This is a genomic window from Bacillus cereus group sp. MYBK95-2 (assembly GCF_051915225.1).
In the GTDB taxonomy this organism is placed as follows: Bacteria; Bacillota; Bacilli; order Bacillales; family Bacillaceae_G; genus Bacillus_A; species Bacillus_A cereus.
The window spans coordinates 695,842-711,886 of record NZ_JBQAEH010000002.1 but is presented as its reverse complement, the minus strand read 5'-3'; the positions used below and the strand labels follow the sequence as shown (position 1 = coordinate 711,886).

Genomic DNA, 16,045 nt, shown 5'->3' with positions numbered 1-16,045 from the left:
ACCTCCAAAATGAATGCACTCTTTACTTACATTATTCAAAATCAACATTTGTTTTATATTTTTTTCCGAAAAAACCTAATTTAAAATAGGTTCGCAACGTAAAGAAAGCTAGCCATGCCAGCTTTCTTTACGATCCAATATGCTCTTCCTTATTTACAATAATACCTTTATGGTCGATTTCAAGCTCACATACTTTCATATCTGTAAATACTCTCGCTAATTGCTCAGCGATTTCTTGACGTTTCTCATATGGCGTTAATATAAAAATAGATGGTCCCGCACCGCTAAGTGCTGTACCGTACGCACCAAATTCTTTTGCGCATTTACGAATAGATGGTAATAACGGTACGAGTTCTAAACGATATGGCTCGTGAAAATGGTCTCTCTCCATCATTTCACCTACAACTTCCCACCGCTTTTGACATAATGCAGCTACTAATACGTTACTTATCGCACTAGCTTTAACTGCCTCATGAAACGGAAACATCTTTGGTAATACAGATCGACTTTCATCTGTATTTAATTCTTCATTCGGAATAAGAGAAATTACCCCTAACTCCTTGCTCTCAATTCTTACGACGGAAATATCCTTTCCATCAAGTGCTCCGATTACAGTTCCACCTAATATAGAAGCAGCAACATTATCAGGATGTCCTTCAAAATTTGTAGCAATTTGAACTTTTTGATCAGCAGTTAAGTTCAAATTGCCTAGTTGATTCGCAAGTTCTATCCCAGCTACAATCGCTGATGCACTACTTCCTAGCCCTCTTGTTAATGGGATATTACTAGTAACTTCTATTATATGGGGTGATATAGAAGGACAGACTTTACATGCCGTGCTAACGATTAAATTTTTATCGTCTGTCGGAATTGATTCTTCAAAGGAATGGATTACTTGCCATTTATCAGCTTTTTCTTTAACCACCACATCTAAATACAATGACAAAGCTATTCCAACTGAATCAAATCCAGGACCAACATTTGCCGTACTAGCAGGGACACGAACACTTAATGGTATCACGACATAATCACCCCTTTAATATGATCTTTAATTTGTTCTATATCATTTGACAAACTTGCGATGTCTAGTTGATTTGAAGAAATAGCGATATCAGGATCCTTCAAACCATTTCCAGTTAATACTGCAACAACTGTTTCTCCCTTTTTGATTTTTCCAGATTTAACATGTTTAATTACGCCAGCTAATGAAGCATTTGATCCCGGTTCAGCGAAAACTCCTTCAGTTTTTGCCAATAACCTATACGCATGTAAAATTTCTTCATCTGATACCATATCTATTTCACCACAAGACTGCTCGGCAGCCTCTACTGCATACGACCAACTTGCTGGGTTACCAATGCGAATTGCTGTTGCAATTGTTTCAGGCTCTTCAATTACATGCCCTTTTACAATTGCCGCTGCTCCTTCTGCTTCAAAGCCATGAATTCTTGGCTTCTTATAACCTTTTTCTTTCTCATATTCACAGAAGCCTTTCCAATATGCTGTAATATTCCCTGCGTTCCCAACAGGGATAGCTAGAACATCTGGTGCATTTTGCAATTGGTCACAAATTTCAAATGCTGCCGTTTTTTGTCCTTCAATTCGATAAGGATTCACTGAATTTACTAATGTAATCGGCTCTTCTGCAGCAATATTTCTTACAGCCTTAAGTGCATCATCGAAATTCCCTTCTATTGAAATAATTTCAGCTCCATAAGCGACCGCTTGCGCTAATTTTCCATGCGCAATCTTTCCTTCAGGGATTACGATTATACATTTCATCCCAAGACGTGCCGCATATGCTGCAGCTGATGCTGATGTATTACCTGTTGATGCACAAATGATTGCTTCTGAACCTTCTTCTTTCGCCTTAGCAACTGCCATCACCATACCACGATCTTTAAAAGAACCTGTCGGATTCGCTCCTTCGTACTTACCATATAGCTGAATCCCTAATTGCTTTGATATATTTAATAACGGAATAAGAGGTGTATTTCCTTCCATTAAACTGACATCAGGTGTGTTTTCATTCACCGGTAAATAAGAAGCATATTGTTTCAATAGTCCTTTATACATATTGTTTTTCCTCCTCAATAATGTAGTAACTGTTTATTTCACTTGCGACAGCTTCTATCGCTCCTAAAACTCGTTCGAATTGATACTTGGAAGTTCGATGTGTCACAACAACAACTTCTGCCAGTTCACGGTTTAAAGGTAATTGAATAACTTCTTTTAAACTTACAGAGTAATTAACGAAACATTCTGTTATTTTTCGTAACATCCCAGGCTCATCTCGTAATGAAATACGCAAGAAATATTTCGAAACTACTTCTTCATCACCTTGTAATTCATAAGGAACTGGTTCTTTTAACGCACTTTTATTTTTCGGCACTTGATTCATATTTTTAACGATGGAAATAATATCACTTACTACAGCAGAACCAGTTGGCAACTTTCCAGCTCCAGGTCCGTAAAACATTACTTCTCCTACCGCTTGACCGTGAACATATACTGCATTAAATTCATTATTCACATTTGATAATGGATGCTGGCTCGGTAAAAGCGTCGGTTCTACACTTAAATGAATGGCTGATCCTTGTTTTTCTGCTTTCCCAATTAACTTCATAGTAAATCCTAACTTTTCAGCCATTTGTAAATCTTCTTTTTCGACCTTTCGAATCCCTCTTACTTGCACATCATCTAATGAAACATTCATCGAAAAACCTAAGTTTGCAAGAATTGCTACCTTTCTCGCCGCATCTAGTCCATCTACATCTGCTGTCGGATCCGATTCTGCAAAACCTAATTTTTGCGCTTCCTGTAAAGCCTCTTCATAAGACCACCCATTTTGACTCATTTTTGTTAACATATAATTTGTTGTACCATTTACAATTCCCATTATTTTTTCAATTTGATCTGATGCTAGCCCGTCAGTTAGTCCTCTTAACACTGGAATACCGCCTGCTACGCTCGCTTCATAACATAAATCACAATCATTATCGTTCGCCAGTTGAAGAAGCTCTGCACCGTATACAGCCATTAAATCTTTATTTGCTGTCACGACATGTTTCTTATTTCGTAAAGCCTTAACAATATGCTGCTTCGCTTCTTCAATTCCGCCCATTACCTCTACTACAATATCAATATTCGAATCATTTAGAACTTCATCTGCATGACTTGTGACTGCAATCCCGTCAATACAAACATCGCGTTCTTTTTCCAAATCACGTACAACGACTGTTTTCACTTTCACTTCGTATCCTGTATCAAGAGCGATTTTTTTATAATGTTCTTTCAAAATATGAACAACACCACTTCCGACCGTACCTAAACCTAATACTCCAACATTTATAACGTTATTCATCTTCTAATCTCCTCCTAAAAGTTTAATTGTTACACCTATAAATCACCTTACTCTGCTTTTTTGTCATGCAGGTGGTGGTTATTTCCGTACTTATAAATCGTTTCATGTTACCGCACCTCCCTTCAAAGTAATAAAAAAAACACACCCATCCCTAGGAAAGGGACGAATGTGTTTTCGTGGTTCCACCCTTGTTCCAATCTAGACGTATTTCTCCCTAGATTGCTCAAGTTCAGATAACGGCTGATACCGTCAATAATTACTAGATTACTCGTTCACTATTGAAGTTCAAAGGTGGTAAAATCATTTCTCGTGTTAGGAAGCTCACACCCTTGGCTTCCCTCTCTGTAAACCGTAAAAATGATTTCTTGTCCTTATCGTTACTTTTTCGTTCATGTTTATTTGTTAACTCATTATACTCGCCTAAAAAACAAAATCAATACTATTTTTTAATTATTTTAAATTTTCAATCTCTAAATCCGTAAAAAAACACACTCATCCCTAGGAAAGGGACGAATGTGTTTTCGTGGTTCCACCCTTGTTCCAATCTAGACGTATTTCTCCCTAGATTGCTCAAGTTCAGATAACGGCTGATACCGTCAATAATTACTAGATTACTCGTTCACTATTGAAGTTCAAAGGTGGTAAAATCATTTCTCGTGTTAGGAAGCTCACACCCTTGGCTTCCCTCTCTGTAAACCGTAAAAATGATTTCTTGTCCTTATCGTTACTTTTTCGTTCATGTCTATTTGTTAACTTATTATAGTTATCAACTTTTTAAAAAGCAAGCCTATTTTTACTAACTATTTTCAAAATAACTTTTTATTATATTTCACAATAGCATTATGCAACTGCCACTCAATTTACCTATTTTGTCATTTCTCCAGTTTATAAATCAACGGTTCATATATAAAGTGAAGGCTTTTACGGGCAGTTGATCCCCACCTAACTTCTTTGTTTTCGCTGAATTTTGAGGTAGGAATCTTACTGCCCGTTAATGCGGGATAAATTCCCCATTCTAAAACCCGTACATACCCACCTTACAAAACTATATCAATAAAATTTTCAATACAATCTTTTTGTATAACTTTCTTCTAAAGAACGTGCAACATCTTCTTCTGAAGTATTCACTTTCGCATGCTCCAGCAACATTTTTGCTGCTGAAGGTAACTCTTTTTTATTTAACCAAGATTCTGATTCCCACATCTTAGAACGAATAAACGCTTTTGCACAATGAATGTAACACTCTTCTATTTCAACAACAATTCCAAGTAACGGATTGCGTCCATTCGCCTGCATTTCTTTCAAAATTTCTTCGTCGTTTGTAATATATGCTCGGCCATTTATTCTGAGTGTCTCCCCAAGACCTGGAATAAAAAAGATTAGTCCTACACGTGGATTTGAAATAATATTCAAAATGGAGTCTATACGACGATTTCCTGGTCTTTCTGGAATGATAATTTTATTATTATTGAGTACGTATACAAATCCAGGTGCGTCTCCTCTCGGCGAGGCGTCACACTCCCCCAACTTATTTGCAGTAGATAATACTAGAAAAGGAGATTTAGAAAGGAAATCTACACAATGGTGGTCTAATGATGAAATAACTTTTTTCAATGCTCGCTCACTTGGTTGCCCCAATATTTTTCGTAACTCTTCCTCTGTTGAAATAATCGATTTTATTTCCATACGCTCTATCTCCACTTATAATCGCCCCTTTTTCTTTATTTTCCCAAAATTCAATACGAATATTGTATAATAAAATTTGCAGAAAGGGGAATTAAAATGACAGAGTGGTTAACAATATTTGATTCTGAAAGAAATACACTTGGGAAGAAATTACGCGATGAAGTGCATCGTGACGGTGATTGGCACGAAACATTTCACTGTTGGTTTGTAGAAAAAGATGCTAAAGATATATTCTTATATTTCCAGTTACGCTCTAAAAATAAAAAAGAAGCTCCATGTATATGGGATATTACTTCAGCTGGACATATTATGCATGATGAAGATGTACAAATTGGTGGTCTTCGTGAAATCGAAGAAGAATTGGGGCTTTCCTTTCAAACTACTGATTTAGTATACAAAGGAATCTTTAAAATAGACTATGAAATTTCGAATCTTACTGATCGTGAATTTTGTCATATGTATTTTCACAATGTCATCAATCCACTTCCATTCGCACCAGGTGAAGAAGTAGACGATGTGATGAAAGTACATGCAACTTCTTTTCTACAACTATTAAATGGAGAGATTTCATCTTTAAAAACGATTTCAGTCTTAAACAATAAACCGATTACGATAACATTTGAAGATATTTATCCGTATGATCTTGCATACTATGAATTTGTTGTTGCACAAGGAAAAGAACTACTAAAAAATAATAGTTTGTAAATATAATAGGACTCCTATCTATCATTGACTGAGAGTCCTATTTTCCTTATCATCATTGTTCAATTGTCTTTAATCTGTTCTCTACTCGTATAAATAAGCGAATGATTAACAATACCATAACCACCATAATCACTATTATTGTATATGGATATCTAAACAGTATACTAATAACACTTCCAATTAACATCATGATAAATCCGTTTTGCTTCATCACTTCTGCACTATACCTGTTACCCGCATCCCATAATTCCTTATTTTTCATAGATCGTTTCGTACGATAACCATATGCCGCATTAATATCGGTCGGTGGATTTTTTTGAAGAATAATTGCCGCAAGTATAAAAATAATACCAATCAATATGCTTATTCCTATGTTTACTAGTGCATCAATCAATTATATCCCCCCTAACTTACACTTTCATCATACGACACAACCCTTATTTTTCCAATTTATAAAACATTCACTTTCTTTCTTTCGATGTCTGGAACATACTTGGAAGTGTTACAAAACGTGCCCCTTTCGTTTTTAACTGCGGAATGATTTTGTCTAGTGCATCAACAGATCCTTGTAAATGCCCACCTGGAGTAGAATGCTGCAGTATGACACTACCTGGAAATGAATTCCCTAACACATTATTTGTAATCGTATCGGCACTTACACCTTTCCAATCAACTGTATCAACACTCCACTGTACAATCATAAAATTTTGCTCAGTTGCCCAATTCAATTGATTTTCAAGTATTTCACCATACGGTGGACGTATAAATTTAGGAGCATAGCCGGCTAAACGTTTTAATATTTCTTCCGTTTTTATAATTTGATTACGGTACTCAGCGTCATTTACTTTCGCTAAATTCGGATGACTGTACGTATGATTACCAATTACATGCCCTTCATTTGCAATACGCTTTACTACATTCGGAAATTTTTCTGCGTTTTCACCAAGTAAGAAAAAAGTAGCTTTTACATTATGTTGTTTTAACTTATCTAATATTTTTGGCGTGAATTCTGAATCTGGTCCATCATCAAATGTAAGAGCTACTTCCGCTTTATTATACGGTCCTGAAAATGCGTACGCATATTTTTCAACCCATGTAAATGGTGTCCACGATCCACGATCATCTGCTTTCATTTGTAATTCATAGCTTTGAGGGATATATGCGTATGGCAATGCGCTTATATAGCCTCCGTAATAAAATGAGTTATATGGCATATAAGCATACGAAACATCTCGTTCTAGTCCCCATTGATATGGAGCAAACATTTCTGGCGAATAAAAATAATACATGATAAAAAACCTCCCTAAATTTTCATATGTGATTCATCTGCACTTTGTTAGATAAATTGTTATTCATAAACAAAAATAAGACTGTCCTTAATTAGGACAGTCTTACTGCTTACTATTATTAATAAATCGATGTACTATCTTTTGGCAAAGCTTTCACATGTTTTAAATAGTTCGTCACTTTATCATCATCATCTTGCGGATATTGATATTCATATTTGTTAGCGATTTCGTTCGCCACTTCCCTAAATAAATTACCCATGACAAAGAATGACTCCCATATGTTTTCATATTCTGCATTAGAAAATGTTCTTTTAAATTGCACCCACATATCTTTTTCAATATATTGCTCGAAATGCTTTCCAAACTTCCCTGTATTAACTGTAAAGTCTGTTTTCATACCAATATGCCATTCTAGCATTACGATGAACATATCTCGCACTGGTCCTTCAAGCATTCCTTTTGCATAAGAAAGTTCCTCTCTCCATAACCCTTTTGCCGCATTTGTACTACACCACCAAAACTCATTACAACAATCTAAAAACTCTTTTTCTGTAGGCTTTTTTACTAAGTAATCCTTCTCACTTGCTGGCGGGAATTCTTCCAGACAATTATCTTTATCAAGAAGCAGTTTACTTAAACTATCTTGTCCAACGAACTTTTTTATTAACTCAACTGGAACTAGCGTTAAATCAATCCGATTCCCATCCATGAACTGCATTAAATATGGAAACTTCCCGTCTTCATCTGGTGGAACTAACGACATTTCTTCTGGCATTTGTACAATCATTATTTCTCCAAATCTATGAATCCAATTATGATTAGACGTAAAAGATTGTATATCATTTACAACATACATAATATCATAGTCTTGAAAACAATCTCTTTTCACATTTGGATTTACACGCGATCCATTCATGATGACAGCTCGAATTCTTTCATCCTCTATTGCTGTATTTATAATTAAATCTAACATTTCTTTTTCAGTTCTCATCTACTTATAGCCTCCAATTTTTTAATATACAATATAGTGTTATGTATATTGGAGGTCCACGAGCTAGTCTCGTTATACACGATACACGTTATAATTTTTGAAACTTCTTTTTCATTCCTTTTCCCTCCTTACATCACTCTTTTACAACTGCCATTCCTTTCAATTTACCAATGCTTTCTACCATTCACTTTTAATTATACCGAAAATTCTGTCTTGAATACAAAAAATAAAGAAGGGACATCTACCCCTTATAGAATAGATATCCCTTCTTTTAAAGTTAAATTTAATTCCTATGGATTAGTAGACCAAAGCCCAGCAGATTTAATAAATGTACGTTTATTTAATTTCAGCTGCGCTACGATAAATTCTGCAATATCTTCTGCTTGCATTACTTTATCAGGGTTTCCATCAGTTAATCCTAAATCTACAGCCATATCAGTTGCTACTGTACTTGGAGTTAAAGCTGTTACACGAATGTTATGTTTGCGAACTTCCATCGCTAACGATTCTGTTAAGCCAAGGACACCAAATTTAGAAGCACTATATGCACTTGTTACAGGTGCGCCTTTTTGTCCTGCTGTAGATGAAATGTTAATGATATCACCAGATTGTTGTTCAATCATGCTCGGTAAAGCTGCACGAGTTGCATAGTATACACCCATTAAGTTTACTTGAATGATTTTTTCCCAATCAGCAACGTCTAGTTCTAAAAACTTACCGAATTTAGAAATACCAGCGTTATTAATTAAAATATCGATAGATCCTAAACCATTTTTTAACGTTTCAATCGCAGTTGTTACTTCTTCGTATGAAGAAACATCAGCAGTTGCAATAACGGCTTTTACACCTTCTGCTTCTACTTCTTTCGCTACAGCTTTTAAGTTTTCTTCTGAACGAGCTAATAAGCCTACATTTACGCCTTCTTTCGCTAATGCGATTGCTACAGCGCGACCAATCCCTCTACCTGCTCCTGTAATTAAAGCATTTTTACCTTGTAATAATTCTGCCAAGTATAACACTCCTTAATCATCTCAGTTATGTATTATATTAAAATTGTATCTATGTTTATGTAAAAAGGCAATGATGCACTTTCATGTGCGTAGGTTACTTGTAGGTAACTATAGAAAGGTTTTATTTATAAGTTTCATTTTTTTACCATTATTCATGTAAAATAAAAACAAATCCAGCATAGGGGAGTGTATGAGTATGAAAAGAAAAAAATGGTTCTTGTTACTAACTGCAGTCGGACTATGTATCATATTGTTTGCACTGTACTTTATATTTGGTAACCCACTAAATTATAAAGTAATAGAAAAAGATACTAGCCATTATCTCCATATTAAAAAAGGTTATAAGCAAGAAGAAATACAAAACATAACCGGAAAATATACTCCCCTTTATAATATTGGCTATTATGCAACAGTAGTATATAAAGACGAACCATATTTCACCTACTCTTATACATACGATGATAATAAAAAAATAATACAAGACAACGGTATTTTAGGAAGACACACTGAGTCATTTGAACATCTTAATTTAAACTGGTCGTTGTTTGACCAGTTAGTAGATGGTATTCATACAAACTTGCAAGGAAGAGGTTTAAGAGAAAAGAAAGATTATTCTATACGACACGTTCAATTCATTGATATAGATGACGATAAAAACGGTGTGGAAGCATACGTTGACTTTAAGAAAGATAAAGAATCCGATTACTCATATCGTATGAATAGCGAAGGAAAAGCTTATCAATATAATTGCAGTAACGGTAAATGCATTTTTAAAGAGAAATAGTGTTAGAAGGTTCTCCTTCTAACACTATTTCTCTTCATGATTTGGCATACGCACAATAAATTCAGTACCTTTTCCTTCCTCACTCTCCACTTTTATCTCTCCTTGATGAAGGTCGAGTACTTTCTTTACAATAGCTAAACCTAAGCCACTTCCCCCATAGGCACGATTTCGTGAAGAATCCGCTTTATAAAAACGCTCAAAAATATGTTGTTTCTGTTCTTCTGATATACCAATTCCTGAATCACGGATACGCACTTCCACTACTGTCTCATGTTCCTTTAACTGAATAGTAATCGTACCACCGCTTGGAGTAAATTTAATACTATTATGAATTAAATTAATCCACACTTGACTCATACTTTCTTGGTCAGCAATAACATATACTTTTTCTAAATCTAATTCTAACTCAATTTCTTTTTCAGCCCAGAGTGGTTCACTATTTAACACAATTTGCTTTAATTGTTGATCTAATCGATAGCTCACTCTTTCTGGTGTATACTCTTCTGATTCTAAAAGAGTTAGCTTTAGCAAATTTTGACTTAGTTTAGATAATCTCGTTGTTTCAGTTTCAATAATGGTAAGATAATGCTTTCTTTTTTCCTCAGAAAGATTATCGTCTTGTAGTGCTCTAGCAAATCCTTTTATAGAAGTTAATGGTGACTGTATTTCATGAGAAACATTTGATACAAACTCTTGTCTCATTTTCTCCATCGCATTCAGTTCATCTGTCATATCATTTATACTTTTTACGAGCACGCCAATTTCGCCATCATACTTTTCTTCATTTCGTATTTTTACGGAGAAGTCTCCTTTTGCAATTTTTTGTATCGGTTCAATAATAGTCCAAATCATTGCCTCTCGTTTTGGCCTCATTAATATTCCAATCAATGTCCAAATAAGAATAATAAATACAAAACCGACCATATCACTAATTAGAAAGGCAACAAACGGCGATACGTTTACGTCAAAAGCATTCAATATACTAGTTGCTACATAAAATGCGATAGACCAAATTATAGTAAGAAAAGAAAAGAGCGCTAATACCGCTCCAAATACTTTCAGCATCTTCAACTTACTCATTCGTTTTCTTTTTCTCATTTACTTACCTCTAAGCGATACCCTAATCCTCTTATTGTTTTAATACTAAATTTCGACTGCTCTTCTTGAAACTTCTCACGTAACCGATTAATATGAACGTCTAGTGTACGTTCATTCCCTTCAAAATCATATCCCCATATTTCTTCAATTAATTGCTCTCTCGAACAAGTTCTTCCCGATTTAGCCCCTAAAGTAAAGAGCAGCTCAAATTCTTTTAACGGTAACGTAACCGTTTGTTCTCCACATGTAACTTCGAATGTTTTACGATTTAATAATACATTTCCAACTTGAATCGATTGCGAAACTGTAATTTGGTAACGTTTTAATAATGCCTTTACTCTCACTACTAGTTCTATAGGATCAAATGGTTTTACAAGATAATCATCTGTCCCAAGGTGAAATCCTTTTACTTTTTGTGATGTTTCCCCTTTGGCAGTTAGCATCAGAACCGGGATATCATAGTATTTTCTTAATTCAAAACATACATCAAATCCATCCATATTTGGCATCATGATATCAAGAATAACCATATCGACTTTTACGTCATCCATTTTCTGAAGTGCATCTACTCCATCAATTGCCTCATATGTTTGAAAACCTTCTCGTTCTAAAAATACAGAAACGAGTTCTCTAATGTGTGGATCGTCGTCTACTATTAAAATTTTAGGTATCAAAGGAACCATTTCCTTTCTACTTAGCATCTAATATATTTTTTTAAAATGAATCATCAGTGGAGTAAAATCCCACTGATGATTCATTTTATAATGCACCCTCTTTAATTTTCAATTGCTGCGTTGCAAACTCACGATACATGTCATGCGTCTGTAATAATTCATCATGCGTACCACTACCTGTAAGATTCCCTTTTTCAATAAAGATAATTTTATCTGCATCTACAACAGTAGAAAGTCTATGTGCAATCACTAATGTTGTTCTGCCTTTCATTAAGTTATTTAACGCTTTTTGAACGACAGACTCAGATTTACTATCTAAACTTGAAGTCGCCTCATCTAACATAAGAATTTGCGGATTTCGCAGTAACGCTCGAGCAATGGCAATTCGCTGTCTTTGTCCCCCAGAAAGTTTCACACCGCGTTCTCCAACTTCTGTTGCATAACCGTTTGGTAAGTCATGAATAAATGCATCAACATATGCCATTGCTGCTACTTTTTCAATTTCTTCATCCGTTACTTCGCCCTCAACACCGTAACAAATATTATCACGAATTGTTCCATCAATTAACGGACTATCTTGTGATACGTAACCGATTTGACGTCGCCATGACTCTAATGAATAACTCGTAATTGATTCTTCCCCTAATTTAATGGCGCCACTAGTTGGCTCATAAAAACGTTCCAATAATGAGAATAACGTTGTTTTCCCACTACCACTTGGTCCTACAATCGCTGTCACTTTTCCAGATTCAATTGTGAAATCAATATTTTTCAAAACTTGCTCTTCTTCGTTATACTCAAAATGTACATTTTCAAGAACAATCGGTTGCTTAGCATTTGTCACTTTCACACCAGTTTCATGATCTTCTACTTCATATTCTAAAATCGTACTAATTCTTTCCGTTGCACCAATTGCCTTTTGGAATTGTGTAAAGAACATAGATAATTGACTCATCGGCATTACAATTTGAACTAAATACAAAATAAACGCTACAAGTTCACCGGTTGTTAATGCACCGCTAGAAACTCGCATCCCGCCATATCCTACGATAATAACAAGTAGTGCCATTAAAACAAACGACATAACTGGCGAAATTAATGCTTGCACTTTCCCTTCTTTCAAACCAAATTGTAATAACTTTTGTATACCTGTGTTACCCGTTTCATATTCTCTTTTTTCTGTATTTGAAGATTTCACTAAACGAATTTCTGATAACACTTGCGTTAACACACTTGTAAAAGATGCCGTTTCATCTTGAAGCGCTTTTGAAATCTTATACATTTTTCGTCCAAGTGGAACTAAAATTAATACAGACAACGGAATAACCGTTAAAAGTAACGCAGTCATTTTCCAATCTAAAACAAATAATACAATTAACGATCCAACAATTGAAATACCACCTGTTAATAAGTTTGACAAATGCTCAGAAATTAACGTTTTCACTACACCTGTATCATTCGTCATACGGCTAATTGTATCACCTGTTCTATTTTGATCGTAATAAGATACCGGCAAGATAAGTACCTTTTTCCACAAACGTTCTCTTAGTCCCGCTACAATCTTCTGCCCAATATAATTTAGTAAATATATAGACAACCCTGCCGCAATAGTTTGCATTACAAAGAAAGCAACTAATCCAACAATTTGTCCTGCACTAATTGAAGAAAGCGAAAAATTATCTACTAATCCTTTTGTAAGCATAGGAATAAATAAACTCGCTCCCGTAGAAAGCAAACTCATTAATAACGCAAAAACTAAAATTCCTTTCGGAGGATTTGTATCTTGAATAAGGCGTAAAAACTGCCTCCAACTCCCTTTTTTCTTCATTTCATTTCTAACTTCCATTCCTGTTCATCTCCTCGTGTTAAACCAAACTGTTCTTTCTAAAATTAGAATACGATACAAATGTAAACTGAATGTAAACACACTTTTTCTATTTTTACAAAATATACATAAAAACTCATCTTTACAACAGATATAAATATCTGATATTATTACCTGGTACTTAATATTATTCTATGTAAATTATAGATAAATAATTTACAACACGATATAAATCTCCAGTTAGTGAAAGGAGTATCCTTTTTGCAAACAAATATACATTCTGAAAAGGAAACAATTATTTTTATTCATGGATTAGTTGGCAATCGTCGCGCCTTCAAAAAGGAGCAAAAACGTTTTTCTTCCTCCTACAACATTATAACTTATGACTTATTAGGTCACGGTGATGATAAAGGAGAAGCAATCGACTTTTCATTACAGCGCCTCGTAGATCAATTATTAAACTTATATGAGCATGAAGGTATTAAAAAAGCACATATTTGTGCGCTAAGTTACGGCTGTTACATCTCTACAATTTTTGCACAAATGCATCCAGAAAAAGTATTAAGTATTTGTCATATTGGAGGACATTACAATAACCCTTCTCGTTTATATAATGTATTTCAAAATTTTTGGGAGAAGCGAGGAGATGAATACTCTAAATGGCTCTCTCAATACGCAAATACTATTTTTCCAAGTGGTATACTAAAAGCAAATCCGTTCGCAGTCATTTCAAGAAATATTTACTACCGTTTCGGATTACAATTACATTCATCCATAATTGCCCAGTCATTACGACATAGGTTAGAATTCGATTTAAAATCTAAATTAAAATCACTTCCTCACCCTATACTATGGGTAATGGGAGAGCATGATCATCTCTATAAATCTTGTCTATTTGATTTGAAATCTATTTTGCCTAACGTTCTATATAGGGAAATACCTTTAGCAGGACATGCAGCGAACTTATTTCGTCCTAACTATTTCCATGACTTATATGATCGATTTTTAAATGGAAAGTTAAAATAAAAACTATTAAACTTCCAATTTATTCAACTATAAAAAGGCTTCCCAAGTTTCCTTGGAAAGCCTTTTCTCTATACGAAAAGTATATAAAACTACTTTTTCTTAGTATGCTTTTGTGTAACCTAATAGGTGCTTGCTCCAGTAAGAGTTACTTACAGAACTAATACGTACACCAGTTGCATCTGTTTCTGCACTAATGAACTGACCGTTTCCTAAGTAAACACCCATGTGAGAAGGACCTGATTTATAAGTATTTTGGAAGTATACTAAATCACCTGGTTGTGGATTGCTAGTTTTTGTTTTAGAGCTCCAGTATCCAGCAACTGTTTGACGAGCGCCTTTATGACCAGTTTGATTTAATACGTAGTGAATGAATCCACTGCAGTCAAAACCAGCAGGTGTTGTACCAGCAGTTCTGTATGGTGAACCATTTAAAGATCTAGCGAATCCAGCGATTGAAGATGTATCTCCACCTGTTGTTGGTTTTTGTACGTCTTTACCTGGTTGTTGAACGTTATTTGTAACATTATTGTTATTTGTAACGTTGTTTACTCCGCCTTTTACAAACTTAACGAAGTCTGCACTTACGTAACCTGTGCGGCCGTTATGGTTAATTTTGTACCAACCATTTTCAGCACCAGTAACGTTTAATACTTTACCATTTGTTACTCCACCGATTACAGCGTTGTATGTAGCTGGGCCTGTACGTACTTTTAAAGCACCAGTGTTAACAACATAAGAACCACCAGTTTGAACTGTTGTAGTATTGTTGTTTGTAGTTGGTTGTTTTGTTTCGTTAGATACAGCAGAACCACCTTTTGTTACGAAGTCTTTGCTTACGTATCCAGTTCCACCATTGAAGTTGATTTTAAACCAATCTTGTACTTCACCTACAACTTGTACTGTTTTACCTTTGTTTACAGAACCTAATACTGTATGAGATGTACTTGGGCCTGTACGTACGTTAAGTGAAGAAACGTTTACTGTGTAAGTACCTGTTCCTTGTTGAACAGTCGTTCCTGTTTTGCCACCAGTCGTTACGAAGTCACCACTTACATAACCTGTTTGACCATTTACGTTTACTTTGAACCAACCATTTTCTTGTCCAACTACTTGTAGCACTTGGCCTGATTTTACTTTAGAAATAACGTTATGTCCTGTACCAGCACCTGAACGAACATTTAATACATCAGCAGTTACTGTGTATTTTAATTCAGAAGTTGTTTCTACAGTTTTTGTTTCAGTTACAGTCGTTTGAGTTTGAGTTTGTCCATTAATTTCTTTTAGCGCTTCATTTGAAACTTGTGCATGAGCAGAATCCATTCCTGGAACTGCAACGCCAGCTACAGAAGCTGCTGCTAAACCTGCAATTACTTTTTTCATAAGTTGTCTTTACTTCCTTTCCCTACTATCCTCTTAAAAAAACTTAAAACTTTAATACTTTACAATATTATCAAAGTAAAATATTCATCCAGTTCCATTTTTTAGCAAGAGTTTTATTTTTCACACGTAGTTCATTTTAAATGAACAAAGTGAAATCCGTGTGAACTTCATGTGAACTTTATCATTAAACATAGTGTTTTTGCAATGGTTTTT

Annotated in this window: 15 protein-coding genes and 2 other annotated features; of the genes, 3 read left to right on the top strand and 12 right to left on the bottom strand. The window is 34.9% G+C overall.

Going from position 1 to position 16,045, the window contains the following annotated elements; genetic code table 11:
• Positions 1-127: 127 nt before the first annotated feature.
• The 4 genes from thrB to ACTFN4_RS10565 form a co-directional block, all read right to left on the bottom strand.
• On the bottom strand, positions 128-1,021 hold the full coding sequence (gene thrB / locus ACTFN4_RS10580) for a homoserine kinase (protein ID WP_000612682.1): 894 nt from the start codon (positions 1,019-1,021) through the stop codon (positions 128-130).
• On the bottom strand, positions 1,018-2,076 hold the full coding sequence (gene thrC / locus ACTFN4_RS10575) for a threonine synthase (RefSeq protein ID WP_000276434.1): 1,059 nt from the start codon (positions 2,074-2,076) through the stop codon (positions 1,018-1,020). The genes thrB and thrC overlap by 4 nt, the downstream gene beginning before the upstream one ends.
• The gene (locus ACTFN4_RS10570; protein WP_439962283.1) at positions 2,069-3,364 is read right to left on the bottom strand and encodes a homoserine dehydrogenase; all 1,296 of its coding nucleotides are present in this window, start codon (positions 3,362-3,364) and stop codon (positions 2,069-2,071) included. The genes thrC and ACTFN4_RS10570 overlap by 8 nt, the downstream gene beginning before the upstream one ends.
• Before the next feature lie 155 nt (positions 3,365-3,519).
• Positions 3,520-3,751, bottom strand: a binding site (T-box leader).
• Between the two features lie 115 nt (positions 3,752-3,866).
• Positions 3,867-4,098: a binding site (T-box leader), on the bottom strand.
• A 328-nt stretch (positions 4,099-4,426) separates the two neighbouring features.
• On the bottom strand, positions 4,427-5,065 hold the full coding sequence (locus ACTFN4_RS10565) for a pyridoxamine 5'-phosphate oxidase family protein (protein WP_000402142.1): 639 nt from the start codon (positions 5,063-5,065) through the stop codon (positions 4,427-4,429).
• Positions 5,066-5,146: 81 nt separating this feature from the next.
• On the opposite strand from ACTFN4_RS10565, the gene ACTFN4_RS10560 reads away from it, so the two are divergent.
• Positions 5,147-5,755 carry an NUDIX hydrolase gene (locus ACTFN4_RS10560; protein ID WP_000141378.1) on the top strand — a complete coding sequence of 203 codons (609 nt, stop codon included), beginning with the start codon at positions 5,147-5,149 and terminating at the stop codon, positions 5,753-5,755.
• 52 nt (positions 5,756-5,807) lie between these two features.
• On the opposite strand, the gene ACTFN4_RS10555 is transcribed toward ACTFN4_RS10560, so the two are convergent.
• The 4 genes from ACTFN4_RS10555 to ACTFN4_RS10540 form a co-directional block, all read right to left on the bottom strand.
• A complete protein-coding gene (locus tag ACTFN4_RS10555; protein ID WP_439962282.1) occupies positions 5,808-6,149 on the bottom strand; it encodes an SdpI family protein in 342 nt (113 codons plus the stop codon).
• A gap of 67 nt (positions 6,150-6,216) precedes the next feature.
• Positions 6,217-7,044: a peptidoglycan-N-acetylglucosamine deacetylase gene (locus ACTFN4_RS10550; RefSeq protein ID WP_439962281.1), complete on the bottom strand. Its 828-nt coding sequence runs from the start codon at positions 7,042-7,044 to the stop codon at positions 6,217-6,219.
• A 118-nt stretch (positions 7,045-7,162) separates the two neighbouring features.
• A complete protein-coding gene (locus ACTFN4_RS10545) occupies positions 7,163-8,035 on the bottom strand; it encodes an aminoglycoside 6-adenylyltransferase (RefSeq protein WP_439962280.1) in 873 nt (290 codons plus the stop codon).
• 290 nt (positions 8,036-8,325) lie between these two features.
• Complete coding sequence (locus tag ACTFN4_RS10540) at positions 8,326-9,045, bottom strand: 3-ketoacyl-ACP reductase (protein WP_000818985.1); 720 nt, start codon at positions 9,043-9,045, stop codon at positions 8,326-8,328.
• 190 nt (positions 9,046-9,235) lie between these two features.
• On the opposite strand from ACTFN4_RS10540, the gene ACTFN4_RS10535 reads away from it, so the two are divergent.
• On the top strand, positions 9,236-9,829 hold the full coding sequence (locus ACTFN4_RS10535; protein WP_006929137.1) for a DUF3139 domain-containing protein: 594 nt from the start codon (positions 9,236-9,238) through the stop codon (positions 9,827-9,829).
• A gap of 24 nt (positions 9,830-9,853) precedes the next feature.
• On the opposite strand, the gene hitS is transcribed toward ACTFN4_RS10535, so the two are convergent.
• From hitS to ACTFN4_RS10520, 3 genes are all read right to left on the bottom strand, one after another.
• Positions 9,854-10,927 carry an envelope stress sensor histidine kinase HitS gene (hitS, locus tag ACTFN4_RS10530; RefSeq protein WP_259591261.1) on the bottom strand — a complete coding sequence of 358 codons (1,074 nt, stop codon included), beginning with the start codon at positions 10,925-10,927 and terminating at the stop codon, positions 9,854-9,856.
• Positions 10,924-11,601, bottom strand: coding sequence for an envelope stress response regulator transcription factor HitR (hitR, locus tag ACTFN4_RS10525; RefSeq protein ID WP_139372016.1), 678 nt, complete (start codon positions 11,599-11,601; stop codon positions 10,924-10,926). The genes hitS and hitR overlap by 4 nt, the downstream gene beginning before the upstream one ends.
• Before the next feature lie 85 nt (positions 11,602-11,686).
• Entirely contained in the window at positions 11,687-13,447 is a 1,761-nt protein-coding gene (locus ACTFN4_RS10520; protein ID WP_000453882.1) for an ABC transporter ATP-binding protein, read from the bottom strand.
• Between the two features lie 240 nt (positions 13,448-13,687).
• Between ACTFN4_RS10520 and ACTFN4_RS10515 the strand changes: the two genes are divergently transcribed.
• Positions 13,688-14,452: an alpha/beta fold hydrolase gene (locus tag ACTFN4_RS10515; RefSeq protein ID WP_290102322.1), complete on the top strand. Its 765-nt coding sequence runs from the start codon at positions 13,688-13,690 to the stop codon at positions 14,450-14,452.
• A gap of 99 nt (positions 14,453-14,551) precedes the next feature.
• Here the strand turns inward: ACTFN4_RS10515 and entFM are convergent, their stop codons facing one another.
• Complete coding sequence (gene entFM, locus ACTFN4_RS10510; RefSeq protein WP_000755521.1) at positions 14,552-15,832, bottom strand: enterotoxin EntFM; 1,281 nt, start codon at positions 15,830-15,832, stop codon at positions 14,552-14,554.
• Positions 15,833-16,045 lie beyond the last annotated feature (213 nt).